Raw genomic sequence first — 14,691 nt, forward strand, 5'->3', positions numbered from 1 at the left:
ACCATCGGCTACCCGGCACTCGCGCCCGCCACCGACTCCGGGGCCGCGTCGACGCCCCGGCGATCACCCAGGCTCACCCGCGGGTCCCCCTCGTCGGCGAAGTAGTCGTCCGGGCTGGTCCGGTCGCCCCCGTCGGCCACCTGCGCGGTCCGCAGCACCAGCGTCAGCGCTGCCGCGACCAACAGGTTGGCCAGCACGGCCACGAACCCGGCGTAGATGGTCATCGTCGTGTCGAAGCCGAACCTCTCCAGGGGGAACGCGGAACCACCGAAGTGACTCCGGGTCGGGCTGGACACCTGGTAGAGCATCCACATTCCCAGGGACATGCCCACTGCCCAACCGGCGATCAGCGCACCGCGGTGGAACCAGCGGGTGTAGAGGCCGAGGGCCACCGCCGGCAGCGTCTGCAGGATGATCACGCCGCCGATCAGCTGCAGATCGATGGAGAACTGCGGGTCGAGGAAGACGATGCAGGCTACTGCGCCGATCTTCACCACCAACGAGGTGAGCTTGGAGACCTTCGCCTCCTGGGCCGGAGTGGCGTCCCGCCGCAGATACTCCTTGTAGATGTTGCGGGTGAACAGATTCGCTGCCGCGATCGACATGATCGCCGCCGGCACCAGCGCCCCGATGCCGATGGCCGCGTAGGCGACGCCGGTGAACCAGCTCGGGAACTGCTGATCGAAGAGCACCGGAACAATGGTGTTGTTGTCCACCGTGCCCGCGGTCGCCCCGGGCAGCGGCTGCACGTCGGCCGCGATCGCCATGAAGCCGAGCAGCGCGATGAGCCCCAGCAGCACGCTGTAGGCGGGCAACGCCGACATGTTCCGTTTGATGACGTCCCGGTTCCGGCTGGCCAGCACACCGGTGATGCTGTGCGGGTACAGGAAGAGCGCCAGCGCCGAGCCGAAGGCCAGGGTGACGTACTGGACCTGGTTGTTGGCGTTGAGCAGAATCCCGTCGTTGGGATTCGGGGATGCCGCGAACTTCGCGTCGGCAGCGTCGAAGATCTCTCCCCAGCCCCCCAGCTTGTACGGCAGGTACAGCACCGCCGCCAGGATCACCACGTAGATCAGGGCGTCCTTGACGAAGGCGATCAGCGCCGGCGCACGGAGCCCGGACTGGTACGTGTACGCCGCCAGGATCGCGAACGCGATGATGATGGGCAGGTGCCGAGCCAGGCTAGTCTCCCCGGTCACGCCCATGGCCTTGAGCACCGCCTCGATCCCGACGAGCTGCAACGCGATGTACGGCATCGTGGCCACAATCCCGGTGATCGCCACAAGTAGCGCAAGGACCGGCGAGTCAAACCGGCTACGGACGAAGTCCGCCGGAGTGACAAAGCCGTGCCGGTGCGACACCGACCAGAGTCGACAGAGCACCAGGAAGACCATCGGGTAGATGACGACGGTGTACGGCACCGCGAAGAAGCCCATCGCGCCGGCACCGAATACCAACGCCGGCACGGCCACGAAGGTGTACGCGGTGTACAGGTCGCCGCCGATCAGGAACCAGGTGATCCAGCCGCCGAAGTTGCGCCCGCCCAGCCCCCACTCGTCGAGGTGGGCCATGTCCTTCGGCGCGCGCCAGCGGGATGCGATGAATCCCATGACGCTCACCAGTAGGAAGAGCGCGGTAAAGATGCTGATCTCGGTGACGTGATCACGCCACATCAGCGGTCACCCCGCCTCTTCGTGAGCTGGTACACGAGCGTGGTGACCGCGACGCCGAGCAGAATGTACGCGAGCTGGAGCCAGTAGAACCGTGGGAAGCCGAGAACCCGGGGCGAGTCGGAGTTGTAGAACGCTGGGATCAGCGGCACGACGACCGGCACGAAGAGCAGCCAGTTCCAGGGACTCTTGTCCTTCGCCCGGGTCTTCGCGGCGGCCGGCGTCTTGGGTTCGGGTGTCGCCATCGGCCCACCTCCGGTGCGGGTGATTGGGTGTGCCGGCCGAGACTACGACCGCATGATCACCATCACCTGCCGCCGGTGGGCCGCTGCGCCGAGCGGTGGCTCCGCTGCGGCGAGCGGCGCGGCCACCAGCGCTCAGCCCGCCAGGCGGGCTAGTTCCTCGTCCACGATCGACGGGTCGAGTTTGCGGAACACCGGCTTGGGCGGTTCGAGTGCCCGCCCCACCTCCAACGGCACCGACTCCCACCGGGCACCGACCGTGTAGTCGCCGGTCAGCACCGGGTAGGCCGGCCCACCGTCGAGGTCCTCAACCTCCTCGATCACCGGCATCGGCGCGTGCACCCCGGTGCCGCCGAGCAGCTGGTGGATCTTCTGCGCGGAGTGCGGCAGGAAGGGGGTGAGCAGCGTGTTCGCGTCGCTGACCACCTGCAGGGCGACGTGCAGGACGGTGCCCATCCGCGGCCGGTCCGCCTCGCCCTTGAGCTTCCACGGCGCCTGCTCGGAGAGGTAGCGGTTAGCCTCGGCCACCACCTTCATCGCCTCGCCGATCGCCTGCTTCTGCCGGTGCCGGCCGATCAGCTCGCCGACCGTGTCGAAGCCGGACCGGGCCACCGCGAGCAACGCCTCGTCGGCTTCGGTGAGCCCGGCCGGGTCGACCGGCGGGATCGCGCCGAAGTTCTTCGCGGCCATCGAGATGGAGCGGTTGACCAGGTTGCCCCAGCCGGCGACCAGCTCGTCGTTGTTGCGCCGGAGGAACTCCGCCCAGGTGAAGTCGGTGTCGTTGCTCTCCGGGCCGGCCACCGCGATGAAGTAGCGCAACGCGTCGGCGTCGTAGCGCTCCAGGAAGTCGCGGACGTAGATGACCACGCGCCGCGACGAGGAGAACTTCCGCCCCTCCATGGTCAGGAACTCGCTGGAGACCACCTCGGTGGGCAGGTTCAGCCGACCCAACTCGCCCGGCTGCCCGTCGTGGGAGCCTTCGCCGGAGTAGCCGGCGAGCAGCGCCGGCCAGATCACCGAGTGGAAGACGATGTTGTCCTTACCCATGAAGTAGTGACTGGGGGCATCCTTGCCCGGCCCGTCCGCCGACCACCACCGGCGCCACGCCTGTGGGTCACCGGAGCGGCGGGCCCACTCGATCGAGGCGGAGAGGTAGCCGATCACCGCGTCGAACCACACGTAGATGCGCTTGTCGCCGCGCTCCCGCCAGCCGTCGAGCGGGACCGGCACACCCCACTCCAGGTCCCGGGTGATCGCCCGGGGCTGGAGGTCGTCCAACAGGTTCCTGGAGAAGCGCAGCACGTTCGGCCGCCAGCCCTCCCGGGAGTCCAGCCACTGCCCCAGGACGTCGGCGAGCGCCGGCAGGTCGAGGAAGAAGTGTTCGGTCTCGACGAACTTCGGCGTCTCTCCGTTGATCTTCGACCTCGGGTTTCGCAGGTCGATCGGGTCAAGCTGGTTGCCGCAGCTGTCGCACTGGTCGCCGCGGGCGCTCTCGTAGCCGCAGATCGGGCAGGTGCCCTCGATGTAGCGATCGGGCAGGGTCCGACCGGTGGACGGGGAGATGGCACCCATGGTGGTCTTCGGCACGATGTAGCCGTTGCGGTACATCCCCTCGAACAGCTCCTGCACCACGGCGTAGTGGTTGCGGGTGGTGGTGCGGGTGAACAGGTCGTAGGAGAGCCCGAGCCCATGCAGGTCCGCCACGATCACCCGGTTGTAGCGGTCGGCCAGCTCACGGGGGGTGACCCCCTCCGCGTCGGCCTGCACCTGGATCGGCGTGCCGTGCTCGTCGGTGCCGGAGACCATGAGCACGTCGTGGCCGGCCATCCGCATGTACCGGGCGAAGACGTCGGAGGGAACGCCGAAGCCGGAGACGTGGCCGATGTGGCGCGGGCCGTTGGCGTAAGGCCAGGCAACCGCCGCGAGAACGTGACTCATGACCAGCAAGCCTAGTGACCCCGGCCGCGGGGCCGCGAACCAACAGGCCCGACCGGGCGGCCCTGGTCACTTCTCTTCCGTGGACCCCACCTCACCGGTGGACGATGTCGTAGACCTCACGTCGGCGTAGCCCGTACTCGACGGCGACCTCGGTCACCGCGTCCCGACGGGAACGGCCGGTCGCTTCCCGGGTCGCGACCGCCGCCCGCAACGTCTCGTCGTCCGGCCGTTGCCGGGCCGGACCCGAGGCCCCCGCCACCACCAGCGTGATCTCGCCACGCGCCGGCTCCTCGGCGGCCCAACTCGCCAATTCACCGAGCGGACGTCGGAGCACCTCTTCGTAGGTCTTGGTCAGCTCCCGGCAGAGCGCCGCCGGCCGGTGCGCGCCGAACGCCGCGGCCAGGTCGGCGAGGGCCACGGCGACCCGGTGCGGCGCCTCGAAGAAGACCAGGGTGCGTTCCTCGGTGGCGAGCGCGGCCAGCCGGGCACGGCGCGAGCCCGGGCTGCGGGGCAGGAAGCCCTCGAAGCAGAACCGGTCGCTGGCCAGGCCGGAGAGGGTGAGGGCGGTGGTGACCGCGCTGGGGCCGGGGGCGGCGGTGACCGGTATCCCGGCGTCCACCGCCGCCCGGACCAGCCGGTAGCCCGGGTCCGAGACGCTGGGCATGCCGCCGTCGGTGATCAGGGCCACGCTGAGGCCGGTGCGGAGCGCCTCGACAAGTTCCGGCGTACGGCGTTCCTCGTTCCCCTCAAAATATGAGACGATTCGCCCGGAAACGGTCACCTCGAGCTCCCGGGCCAACCGGGCCAGGCGCCGGGTGTCCTCGGCCGCCACCAGGTCAGCGGTCGCGAGCACCTCGCGGAGCCGGGCGGAGGCGTCGGCCGGATTTCCGAGCGGCGCGCCGAGCAGGACCAAGCGCCCGACATCGGACTTCGCATCCACGAAAGGACGCTCCTTCATCGACGGTTACAAGTCTGGCTTGGGGCAGTGGGCACGCCGGCCCACCTTCGCAGCCTACGATCACGGGGTGACCCAGGCGTCAACAGCGCACCCCGCCGGCCAGGCCGGGCCGGAACAGCCCGAGCCGACGGGCCGGAACCTGCCCCCCGGCAAGGGCCTTCCCGACCTCGTCCGCCGCCGGCTGGCCACCGTTGACAACCGGCTCGACCGGCGGTCCTGGCTGGCCACCGCGGTGATCGTCACGATCGCGGCGGTCCTGCGCTTCGTCAACCTCGGAAACCCGCCCGGCAAGATCTTCGACGAGGTCTACTACGCCCGCGAGGGCTGGGCTCTGGTCGACCGGGGCGTCGAGTGGAACTACCAGGACGACGGCCCGTCGTACGTGGTCCACCCACCCCTGGGCAAGTGGCTCATCGGGCTCGGCGAGTGGGCCTTCGGTTACAGCGACACCGAACAGGGGGTCGCCGCCGCCGGGCACCTGATCACCACCGCCCCCGAGGTGGGCTGGCGGTTCTCGGCGGCACTGATCGGCACCCTCTCGGTACTGCTGCTGGTCCGCATCGCACGCCGACTGTTCGGCTCCACCGTGCTGGGCTGCGCCGCCGGGCTGCTGCTGGCCCTGGACGGCTTCCACCTGGTGCTGTCCCGCACCGCACTGCTCGACATCTTCCTGCTCTTCTTCGTGCTGGCGTCGTTTGGCGCGCTGGTTCTCGACCGGGACGCCCGGCGCCGCCGCTGGGCGGAGACCCTCACCGCCGGACTGAATCCGGGCCACCCGCCAGCCGCCGACCGACCGGCCGGCGGCTGGCGGACGTGGCCGTGGTGGCGGCTGGCCGCCGGGGTGCTGTTCGGCTGTGCCTGCGCAGTGAAATGGAGTGCGCTGTACTTCCTCCCGGTGTTCGCGCTCCTGGTGATCTTCTGGGAGGTCGGCGCCCGCCGCTCCGCCCGGGTACGCCGACCGTGGCGGCGCACCCTGCTCGAAGAGACACCCTGGCTGCTGCTGGCCGGGCTGCTGGTGGTGGTCACCTACCTCGCCACCTGGTCCGGGTGGCTGCTGGGCGACGAGGGGTTCTACCGGGTGCCCGACGCACAGCGATGGCCGCAGGCCGCGCTGAGCGACACCCCCGTCATCGGGCCGCTACAGAACCTGATCGAGTACCACCGGCAGGCGTACGGCTTCCACCGGCAACTCGACAGCGCGCACACATACCAGTCCTGGCCCTGGCAGTGGCTCCTCCTGGCGCGGCCGGTCGCGTTCTACTGGTCGGGCGAGGGACCCTGCGCTGCGGCGAACTGCGCCACCGAGGTGCTGCTGCTGGGCACGCCGCTGCTCTGGTGGTCTTTCCTACCCGCCCTGGCCGCGCTCGCCTGGCTGGGCCTCGCCCGACGGGACTGGCGGGCCGGGGCGATCCTGCTCTGTGTGGCGGCCGGGTTGCTGCCCTGGTTCTGGTACGCGACGGACAGCGGGCGCACCATGTTCTCCTTCTATACCGCCCCGGCGCTCCCGTTCCTGGTGCTCGCCGTGACCTACGTGCTGGGTGTGATCATCGGCCCGCCGGCGGCGACCGCTTCGGAGCGCGCGACGGAGACCCCGGCAGCAGGCAACGGGGGGCAACGACTCGTCGGCGCCGTCGTCGCCGGAGGGTTCGTGCTGCTGGTGGCGCTCAACTTCGCCTACTTCTATCCGATCTTCGTCGGCGAGCCGATTCCATACGACAGCTGGTCCAACCGGATGTGGCTGGACAGCCGATGGATCTGACCGGCTCCGGTTGGATCAGGCCGACTCCGTCTCTGGCACCCGTGACAACGGAAAGGGCCCGCACGCGCGGCGTGCGGGCCCTGCCATGAAAAGCGCGCCCCGATCGCCTGCCACGGGGGAAGCGGGCGATTGGAGCGCGCAGGAAAAGCTTAACCAGCTTACAGCGATGGCACAACTGGCCGGGTTGGGTCAGATATACGACGATCGCCACGCCGATCCGTCGTTGCGGCCGAGGCGAATGAGCCGCTAGCAACCCGCGCCCGAGTCGAGGCGGGGGTTTCGCGTGGGGTTCGAGTCTCCGCGCGGGGGTCGGGCTCCAACAGCATCACCGCGAATGCGCTACCTTGGGCAGCCATGGCCGTCCCGCAGACGCCGGCTGCGCCGCGCGAACCCTCCGCCGACGAAGCCGCACCGGAGTAGTCGATGCGTGACCTGCTGCCTGCCACCGTCGCCGTCGTGGTCGCGGAGCCGCCCGACTGGGAGGGCGTGCTGTTGCCGGAGGAGCAGGCGGGCCTCGGCGATCGAGTTGTGGCCAGCCGCCGGCGTGAATTCACCGCTGGTCGCGTCTGCGCCCGCCGCGCCATCTCCGTACTCGGCCGGTCGCCGGTCGCCGTCCCCACCGCCGCCAACCGGGCGCCGGTCTGGCCGGCCGGGGTGGTCGGGGCGATCACCCACACCCGCGGCTACTGCGCCGCCGCCGTCGCCCGGGCCGACGAGATCCGCTCGGTCGGCCTCGACGCCGAGCAGCACCGGCCGCTGAGCCCGGGGGTGGTATCGGCGATCTGCCTGCCGGAGGAGGAAGCGCTGTTTCCGCGGTTGCCCAGCGGCGTCTCCTGGCCGACCGTGGTGTTCAGCGCGAAGGAGACGGTCTACAAGGTCTGGCACCCGGTCGTCGGCACCTGGTTGGACTTCCATGACGCGACCGTGACGCTGGATCCAGAGGCGGGTCGATTCACCGCCCGGATCGCCCCCGCGCGAGTTGCCGCCGCCCCCGTGCCCGCTCCACCAGCCACAGTGTCCGGACGATTCGCCGTCGTTGACGGTCTGGTCCGCACCGCGGCGGTGCTGCTTCCGGCGTAGCACCCGGACCACCGGCGCCGGTCGGGGGCGGCACCACCCTGCCATCAGAGGGCCCGCCCGAGCCACAGAGCCAGCACCAGAACCACCCTGAGCCGTCCCAAGCTAGCCATACCCAGACATATCGAAATACATTACCATTTACTTACGTAAATGGCATGAACGCTGACCATTCAGGATTCGTCCGCTTCTCTGGAAAGCGGCGACCCGCGCTGTCGCCATCGGTCTGGAACCCACGCCAGGAAGTAGGACCCCATGCAGCGCAGCTCGACTGCCCCAACCGGAGAGACAACCGCTTCGACCCGAACGACCAGCCACCCGAACGTGCCCACCCCGCCCCGCCAACTTCCGGAACCACTGGCCACACTGCCGCCCCACGACCGCGAGCTATTCATACGCTTCGGTTACGGTCCCACCGAATCCGTCGCGCACTCCCACATCCACCACGCCTTCGAGTACTGGGCAACCGTGACTCCGGACGCCGTCGCCGTCGAACACGGCGACGAGACCATCACCTATCGCGAGTTGGACCGGCGAGCAGACCAGTTGGCGGCCCGGCTCGCCGCCGCCGGTGTCCGTCCCGGCGACCGGGTCGCGCTCTTCGTCCGGCGGTCGATCCCCATGGTCGTCGGCCTGATCGCGGCCTTGAAGTCCGGCGCGGCCTACGTACCGCAACACGTCGACTCCGTGCCCACGGCGCAGTTGCAGCATGTCATCCAGGCCGCCGGGACCCGAGTGATCCTGACGCTCACCGCCACCGCCGACCGCATTCCGGCTCCCCACGGCCACGTCGTGATCACCCTGGACAGTCCGGCTGCGGAGCCCGGCGACCGCCCGGTCCGTCGCTTCACCCCGACCAGGCCGCTTCAGCCCGACGACCCCTGCTATGTGCTGTTCACCTCTGGTAGCACCGGCCGACCCAACGGGGTGGTCGTGACCCACCGCAACCTCTGCAACATCCTGCTGACCTCCCCCGGCGACCTCGGTATCCAGCCGGGATGGCGGGTCGGCCAGATCCTCAACATCGCCTTCGACATGGCCGCCTGGGAGATCCTGGGGGCGCTCAGCCACGGTGCAACGCTCGTCGTTCGTGGCCGGGACATCGCCGAGACGATGTCCCGCGTCGACGTCATTGTGGCGACCCCGACGGTGCTCAGCCGGATCGACCCACACCGGTGCCACCGGGTCAAGGTCGTGGCGGTCGCCGGTGAGCCCTGCCCCCGCTCGCTCGCGGACACCTGGTCCGCGGTCTGTTCCTTCTACAACTCCTGCGGCCCCACCGAAACCACAATCGTCAACACGATGAGTCGACACCACCCGACCACCGAACGACTCACCATCGGCCGGCCAACCCCCAACAACACCGTGTACGTGCTCGACGCCGACCTCCGACCCTGCCCGATCGGCACGGTCGGTGAGATGTGGGCCGGTGGTGCCGGTGTCTCGGCGGGATACCTCGGAAACCCCCAGCTCACCGCCGAACGGTACGCCCACGACCCGTTCCTCGGCGGTGGGCGCCGAATGTTCCGTACCCGGGATCTGGGGCGCTGGACCCCCGACGGCGAGTTGGAACACTTCGGACGGACTGACGACCAGGTGAAGGTCCGCGGCTTTCGGGTGGAGTTGGACTCGGTGTCGGCGATCCTGGAGGCGGTACCGGGGTGCACCCGAGCGGCGACCATCAAACTGGACGACCGCACTCTCATCTCATTCGTGGCACCCACCCAGGTGGATCCCGGGCTCGCCCGGATGGCCGTCTCCGAGGCGCTGCCGTACTACTGCGTGCCCGAGACCGTGCACACCCTGCCGGAACTCCCGATGACCAGCCGAGGAAAAATCGACAAGACCGCCCTCCGCCGGCTCGTAACCGACCACGAGCGAGAGGCGACGCGATGACCACCACCCCGCTGGCCGAAACGCCGCCCGCCCCATCGACCAGCGCAGCCCTGGACTCGGAGCGCTCCGCCCGCGGCGGCACGCTGCCGCCACGGCTTCCGCTACCGCGGCGAATCTTCACGCACCCGGCCCTGATGCACCATCACCGGCTGGCCGCGGTGGTGCTGGTCGTGAACATCGGCCTGGCCGGGTACGGGCTCGGCCCCGGCGGATGGTCCACCGCCGAGCTACCGACCTCCCCACTCGCCGACCTGACCTTGGCGAACTTCACCCTCGCCGTCATCGTCCGACAGCAGTACGTCATCAACCTCTTCTTCTGGCTGGCCACCCGGGCCCGACCGAGTTGGCCCCTGCGCATCCGCCGGACCCTCGGCAAGGTCTACCACTTCGGTGGGCTACATGTCGGCGGTGCGCTCGCCGGGACCCTGTGGTTCCTCGCCCTCACCGCGACAGCCACCGTCGAGGCCCGCCGAGCCGGCTCGGGCCTGCCCGCGACCCTGGTCGTGACCTATCTGTTGGCCGCGCTGCTCCTCACCGTCTGCGGCACCGCCCTGCCACCGGTACGCGCCCGGCGCCACGACCTGTTCGAGCGGGTCCACCGCTTCGGCGGGTGGCTGGCGCTGACGCTGTTCTGGGCGCTGACGGTACTGATGATCGCCGCAGAATCCGGTTCCCGACCGCTCGCCACCGCGCTGCTGACCGCGCCGAGCAGTTGGGCGCTCGCCCTGATGACGTTCAGCGTCGCCCTGCCGTGGCTCCGCCTGCGCAGGGTGCCCGTGGCCGTCGAACGACCATCCACCCACGTCGCGCTGGTCCAGCTCAAGCGACGCCGGGTTCCCTTCCCCGGCTCCTCCACCGCGGTCAGCCGTAGCCCGCTGCTGGAGTGGCACTCGTTCGCCAACGTGCCCGCACCAGGACAACGACACTTCCGCATCACCATCTCCCGCGCGGGCGACTGGACCGGCGCCCTCGTTGACGACCCCCCGTCCCACCTGTGGGTCAAGGGCATCACCACCGCCGGGGTGGCCAACATCGAGACGCTCTTCACCAAGGTCGTCTACGTCGCCACCGGCAGCGGGATCGGGCCGGTGCTGCCCCACCTGCTGGCAGATGCGGTCCCCTCGCACCTGGTCTGGGCGGTCCGTAGCCCCCGGACCACCTACGGAGACGCGTTGATCGACGAGATTCGCACCGCCCGGCCCGACGCCCTGATCTGGGACACCGCCACCGACGGTAAGCCCGACATGGTGGCCCTGGCCTACCGCGCCTACCGCGAACACGGCGCCGAAGCCGTCATCTGCATCTCCAACAAGAAGCTGACCTGGCAGGTCGTCCACGGACTGGAGCAACGGGGCATCCCCGCCTACGGCGCCATCTGGGACTCCTGAGCGACAAGGAGAGAAGACTGTGAATCTCATCGTGGAGCGGACCGACCGAGTCGTCACCGTACGGCTGAACCGGCCCGCCGCCCGCAACGCGCTCAACACCGCACTGTTGACCGAACTACTGGCCACGCTGCAGCCGCTGGATGCTGACCCGGGCGTCGGATGCTTCGTCCTCACCGGCACCGACCAGTTTTTCGCGGCGGGTGCGGACATCCGGGAGATGGCGGCGAAGTCGGCCGCGGAGATGGTGGTCGAGGACTTCTTCGCCGGCTGGGAGGCGTTCGCCGCGCTTCGTACGCCCACCGTTGCGGCGGTCGCCGGCTACGCCCTCGGCGGCGGCTGTGAGCTGGCCATGATGTGCGACATCATCGTCGCCGCCGACACGGCTCGCTTCGGGCAGCCGGAGATCAAACTCGGCGTGATCCCCGGCATCGGTGGCACCCAGCGGCTGACCCGGCTGGTGGGCAAGGCCAAAGCCATGGACCTGATTCTGACCGGCCGGCTCATGACTGCCGAGGAGGCCGAGCGCGGCGGCCTGGTCTCCCGGGTCGTTCCGGCCGACCAGTTGCTGGCGGAGGCGGAGGCGGTGGCCCGGACAGTGGCCGGATACGGCAAGGTGGCCACCACGGCCGCCTGCGAGGCGGTCGACCGCGCGCTGGAGACCGGCCTGCGGGAGGGGGTCCGCTTTGAGCGACGCAGCTTCCACTCCCTGTTCGGCACCGCCGACCAGCGGGAGGGGATGCAGGCCTTCCTCGACAAGCGGGCGCCACGGTTCACCGGTCGGTAGGCGCCCGGTGAACGCCTCGGTTTGCGCCGAACCCGTCGGTAGGCGCCCGGTGAATTCTGCCGCTGACCTCGTGCTCCGGCTCGCTATCCGCCGGCGGCCCGCCACACCAGGCCGGCGGCGATCCCGACGGCGAGGCTGAGCACGGCCGCCACGACGGCCACCGTCGTACTCCATCGCCCTGGGCGGTCGGGCGGGGCGACCGCCCAGGGCTGATAGAGCGGAATCAGCCACCGCAGGTAGTAGAAGAGGCTGAGCGCGGAGTTGATGAAGACGACGACCGCCAGCCACGCGTACCCGCCGTCCCAGGCGGCGCTCGCGGCGGTCAGTTTCCCGACGAAGACCGCTGTCGGCGGCGTGCCGACCAAACCGAGCAGCGCCACCACCAGGGCGGCGGCCAGCCACGGCGCGGCCGCCGCCACCCCGCGCCAGGACGTACGGCCGCGGTGCCGTGGTAGCGCGGCGGTGACCGCGAAGGCGGCGACGTTGGTGACGGTGTAGCCGGCGAGATAGACCAACAACGACGGCTGGGCGAGGTCGCTGCGTCCGGTGGCGACCACCGGCACCAGCAGGTAGCCGACCTGGCTCACCGTTGACCAGCCGAGTAGCCGCCGCACGTCGGTCTGCCAGTACGCGGCGAGGTTACCCAACAGCATGGACGCCACGGCCAGCGTGGCCACCACCGTCGGCCAGTTCGAGGAGCCGGGGAGGACCTCGGCGAGCCGGTGGACCGCGAGCAACGCACCGATCTTGGGCACGGTGGTGAGGAACGTCGCCGCCGTGGCCGTACCGCCCTGGGCCGCGTCGGGAACCCAGAAGTGCGCGGGGAATCCACCGGCTTTGAACATCAACCCGCCGATCACCGCGACGACGGCGGCGGTCACCACCGACCGCGGCGCGTCCGGCAGCCGAGCGGCGAGGTCGGCGTAGGCCGTGGTGCCGGTGGTCCCGGCGAGCAGCGTGACACCGAGCAGCAGCAGGATGCCGAAGAGGGCGCCGAGAAGGTAGGTCTTGAGCACCGCTTCGGCGCCGGCGCCGGTGCCGGCCAGACCGATCAGCGCGTACAGCGGGATGCTGGCCAGCAGAAAGCCCACTACCAGGGCGAGCAGGTCGGTGGCGCCGGCGAGCAGCACCGCCCCGGCGGTGGCGAAGAGCAGCAGCGCGTAGGCATCGCTCTCCCGGGCGGACCCGGCGAGTTCGTCCCCGGCGAGGGCGAGGACGAGGAGGCAGCCGGTGGCGGCGAGGATCCGGGCGACGCCGGTGCCGGTGTCGACCGCGTAGGTGCCGTCGAAGGCGGTGTTGGCCGGAGCGGAGAGCGCGACCGCCGCGGTGATGATCACTGTGCCGCAGACAGCGGCGGCGACCCCTCGCAGGATCCACTGCCGGTGGCGGGGCGTGAACGAGCCGCCGAGCAGGACCACGAGGGCACCGCCGGCGAGCAGCATCTCCGGCAACAGCAGCTCGGCGCGCATCATCTCCGACGCCACCCGGTCACCGGCCAAGCAGGTCAACGACGGTACGGGCAGCGGGCTCGACGAGATCGAGCAGCGGGCGCGGCAGCACCCCAATGAGCAGGGACAGTGCCAGAAGTGGCCCCACCGACCACAGCTCGGTGGCGCGCAGGTCACCGAAGCCCTTCGCACAGCCGGCGGTGGGGCCGGTCAGCAACGTCTGCCCGGCGCGGAGGAACAACGCGGCCGTGACGAGGATGCCGAGCAGCGCCACCGCCGTCACGGGGGCGGTGGCGATGCTGCCGGCGAAGACCTGGAACTCAGCGATGAAGCCGGAGAAGGCCGGCAGGCCGAGGGAGGCGAAGGCGCCGACGGCGAAGAACGCGGCGAACGCCGGCGCCGGGGCGGCGAGACCGCCGTACGCGTGCAGGTCATAACTGCCGGCCCGCTCGTACAGGACGCCGGCGAGCAGGAACAGGGCAGCGGTGATCAGACCGTGGCTGACCATCTGGGTGACCGCACCGGTCACCGCCACCGCCCGCGGTTCGACGGTGTCCACGCTGACCAGACCGGCGACGCCAACGGCGAGCACGACGTAGCCCATGTGATTGATCGAGGTGTAGGCGATCATCCGCTTGAGGTTGGTCTGGGCCAGGGCGACCAGCGCGCCGTAGAGGACCGACACCACCCCGACGGCGACGATCACCCACGCCCAGCCCCGCCACGCCTGGGGCAGCATCGGCGCGGCGATCCGCACGAAGCCGTAGGTACCCAGCTTCAACAGCACCCCGGCCAGAACAGCGGAGCCGACCGCGGGAGCGTCGGTGTGCGCCGGCGGCAACCAGGTGTGAAACGGCACGGTGGGGGTCTTCACCGCCAGGCCGATCAGGATCGCGGCGAGCACCACGCCGCCGGCCAGGGGGCGCCCCGCGAGCGGGTTCTCCGCGGTGAGGGTCGGCATGTCGAAGGTGTGCGGGTCGGCGGCCGCGTACAGGCCGATGAACCCGGTGAGCAGTGCCAGCGAGCCGAGGAACGTGTAGAGGAAGAACTTCAGCGCCGACCGGGCCCGGTCGCCGTGCCCCCAGCCGGCGATCACCACGTACATCCCGACGATGGACAGGTCGAAGAAGACGAAGAAGAGGATCAGGTCGGCCGCGGCGAAGACCCCGAGGCACACGCTCTGTAAGAACAGGAAGAGCGACGCCTGTACGCGGGGGCGGTGCCGCTCCCGCAGCGCGTACACCGCGCAGGCGAGGAAGACCACCGCGGTCATCGCCATCAGGGGCAGGGAGAGCCCGTCCACGCCGAGGTGGTAGCTACTGCCCACCCCCGGGATCCAGGCCGCCCGTTCGGCGAAGGCCAACTCTCCCGGCGGCGGCGTCTCGTACCCCGCCCAGACGACACCGACCAGCGCCAGCTCGATCGTCGCCGCACCCACCCAGACCCAGCGTGCGGTGGCGTCGCCACACCGGGGGACGGCGGCCAGCAGCACCGCGACGAGCAGGGGCAAAAAGACGATCGCGGTCAACAT

General features: G+C 70.1%; 11 protein-coding genes. 5 read left to right on the forward strand and 6 right to left on the reverse strand.

Translation table 11 applies throughout. The annotated features are described in order from the left end of the window. Positions 1-8: 8 nt before the first annotated feature. The 4 genes from mctP to rsmI all read right to left on the reverse strand — a co-directional run bounded on the left by mctP (position 9) and on the right by rsmI (position 4,790). Complete coding sequence (gene mctP / locus SALPAC3_RS0110615; RefSeq protein ID WP_018221222.1) at positions 9-1,673, reverse strand: monocarboxylate uptake permease MctP; 1,665 nt, start codon at positions 1,671-1,673, stop codon at positions 9-11. Next, the gene (locus SALPAC3_RS0110620; RefSeq protein ID WP_018221223.1) at positions 1,673-1,915 is read right to left on the reverse strand and encodes a DUF3311 domain-containing protein; all 243 of its coding nucleotides are present in this window, start codon (positions 1,913-1,915) and stop codon (positions 1,673-1,675) included. The genes mctP and SALPAC3_RS0110620 overlap by 1 nt, the downstream gene beginning before the upstream one ends. A 132-nt stretch (positions 1,916-2,047) precedes the next feature. Then, positions 2,048-3,850, reverse strand: coding sequence for a methionine--tRNA ligase (gene metG, locus SALPAC3_RS0110625; protein WP_018221224.1), 1,803 nt, complete (start codon positions 3,848-3,850; stop codon positions 2,048-2,050). 91 nt (positions 3,851-3,941) lie between these two features. Continuing rightward, complete coding sequence (rsmI, locus tag SALPAC3_RS0110630) at positions 3,942-4,790, reverse strand: 16S rRNA (cytidine(1402)-2'-O)-methyltransferase (protein WP_018221225.1); 849 nt, start codon at positions 4,788-4,790, stop codon at positions 3,942-3,944. Between the two features lie 85 nt (positions 4,791-4,875). Here rsmI and SALPAC3_RS0110635 point away from each other — a divergent pair, with 85 nt between their 5' ends. The 5 genes from SALPAC3_RS0110635 to SALPAC3_RS0110655 all read left to right on the forward strand — a co-directional run bounded on the left by SALPAC3_RS0110635 (position 4,876) and on the right by SALPAC3_RS0110655 (position 11,712). Then, a complete protein-coding gene (locus SALPAC3_RS0110635) occupies positions 4,876-6,567 on the forward strand; it encodes a dolichyl-phosphate-mannose--protein mannosyltransferase (protein WP_026185434.1) in 1,692 nt (563 codons plus the stop codon). Positions 6,568-6,990: 423 nt separating this feature from the next. Continuing rightward, complete coding sequence (locus tag SALPAC3_RS0110640) at positions 6,991-7,647, forward strand: 4'-phosphopantetheinyl transferase family protein (RefSeq protein ID WP_018221227.1); 657 nt, start codon at positions 6,991-6,993, stop codon at positions 7,645-7,647. A gap of 252 nt (positions 7,648-7,899) precedes the next feature. After that, entirely contained in the window at positions 7,900-9,540 is a 1,641-nt protein-coding gene (locus tag SALPAC3_RS0110645) for an amino acid adenylation domain-containing protein (RefSeq protein WP_026185435.1), read from the forward strand. Beyond that, positions 9,537-10,928 carry a ferredoxin reductase domain-containing protein gene (locus SALPAC3_RS0110650; RefSeq protein ID WP_018221229.1) on the forward strand — a complete coding sequence of 464 codons (1,392 nt, stop codon included), beginning with the start codon at positions 9,537-9,539 and terminating at the stop codon, positions 10,926-10,928. The genes SALPAC3_RS0110645 and SALPAC3_RS0110650 overlap by 4 nt, the downstream gene beginning before the upstream one ends. A 19-nt stretch (positions 10,929-10,947) precedes the next feature. Then, on the forward strand, positions 10,948-11,712 hold the full coding sequence (locus SALPAC3_RS0110655) for an enoyl-CoA hydratase-related protein (protein ID WP_018221230.1): 765 nt from the start codon (positions 10,948-10,950) through the stop codon (positions 11,710-11,712). Positions 11,713-11,795: 83 nt separating this feature from the next. Here the strand turns inward: SALPAC3_RS0110655 and SALPAC3_RS0110660 are convergent, their stop codons facing one another. Both SALPAC3_RS0110660 and SALPAC3_RS0110665 read right to left on the reverse strand, forming a co-directional pair. Beyond that, the gene (locus SALPAC3_RS0110660) at positions 11,796-13,196 is read right to left on the reverse strand and encodes an NADH-quinone oxidoreductase subunit N (RefSeq protein ID WP_026185436.1); all 1,401 of its coding nucleotides are present in this window, start codon (positions 13,194-13,196) and stop codon (positions 11,796-11,798) included. A gap of 4 nt (positions 13,197-13,200) precedes the next feature. Continuing rightward, positions 13,201-14,691 carry a complex I subunit 4 family protein gene (locus tag SALPAC3_RS0110665; protein WP_018221232.1) on the reverse strand — a complete coding sequence of 497 codons (1,491 nt, stop codon included), beginning with the start codon at positions 14,689-14,691 and terminating at the stop codon, positions 13,201-13,203.

The organism is Salinispora pacifica DSM 45544 (genome assembly GCF_000378845.1).
Taxonomy (GTDB): domain Bacteria; phylum Actinomycetota; class Actinomycetes; order Mycobacteriales; family Micromonosporaceae; genus Micromonospora; species Micromonospora pacifica.

What these genes read in the sequence shown, in the direction of transcription:
- mctP (WP_018221222.1), bottom strand. Translation starts at nt 1,673, where the DNA reads ATGTGGCGTGATCACGTCACCGAGATCAGCATCTTTACCGCGCTCTTC.
- SALPAC3_RS0110645 (WP_026185435.1), top strand. Translation starts at nt 7,900, where the DNA reads ATGCAGCGCAGCTCGACTGCCCCAACCGGAGAGACAACCGCTTCGACC.
- SALPAC3_RS0110650 (WP_018221229.1), top strand. Translation starts at nt 9,537, where the DNA reads ATGACCACCACCCCGCTGGCCGAAACGCCGCCCGCCCCATCGACCAGC.
- SALPAC3_RS0110620 (WP_018221223.1), bottom strand. Translation starts at nt 1,915, where the DNA reads ATGGCGACACCCGAACCCAAGACGCCGGCCGCCGCGAAGACCCGGGCG.
- SALPAC3_RS0110665 (WP_018221232.1), bottom strand. Translation starts at nt 14,691, where the DNA reads ATGTTGACCGCGATCGTCTTTTTGCCCCTGCTCGTCGCGGTGCTGCTG.
- SALPAC3_RS0110640 (WP_018221227.1), top strand. Translation starts at nt 6,991, where the DNA reads ATGCGTGACCTGCTGCCTGCCACCGTCGCCGTCGTGGTCGCGGAGCCG.
- metG (WP_018221224.1), bottom strand. Translation starts at nt 3,850, where the DNA reads ATGAGTCACGTTCTCGCGGCGGTTGCCTGGCCTTACGCCAACGGCCCG.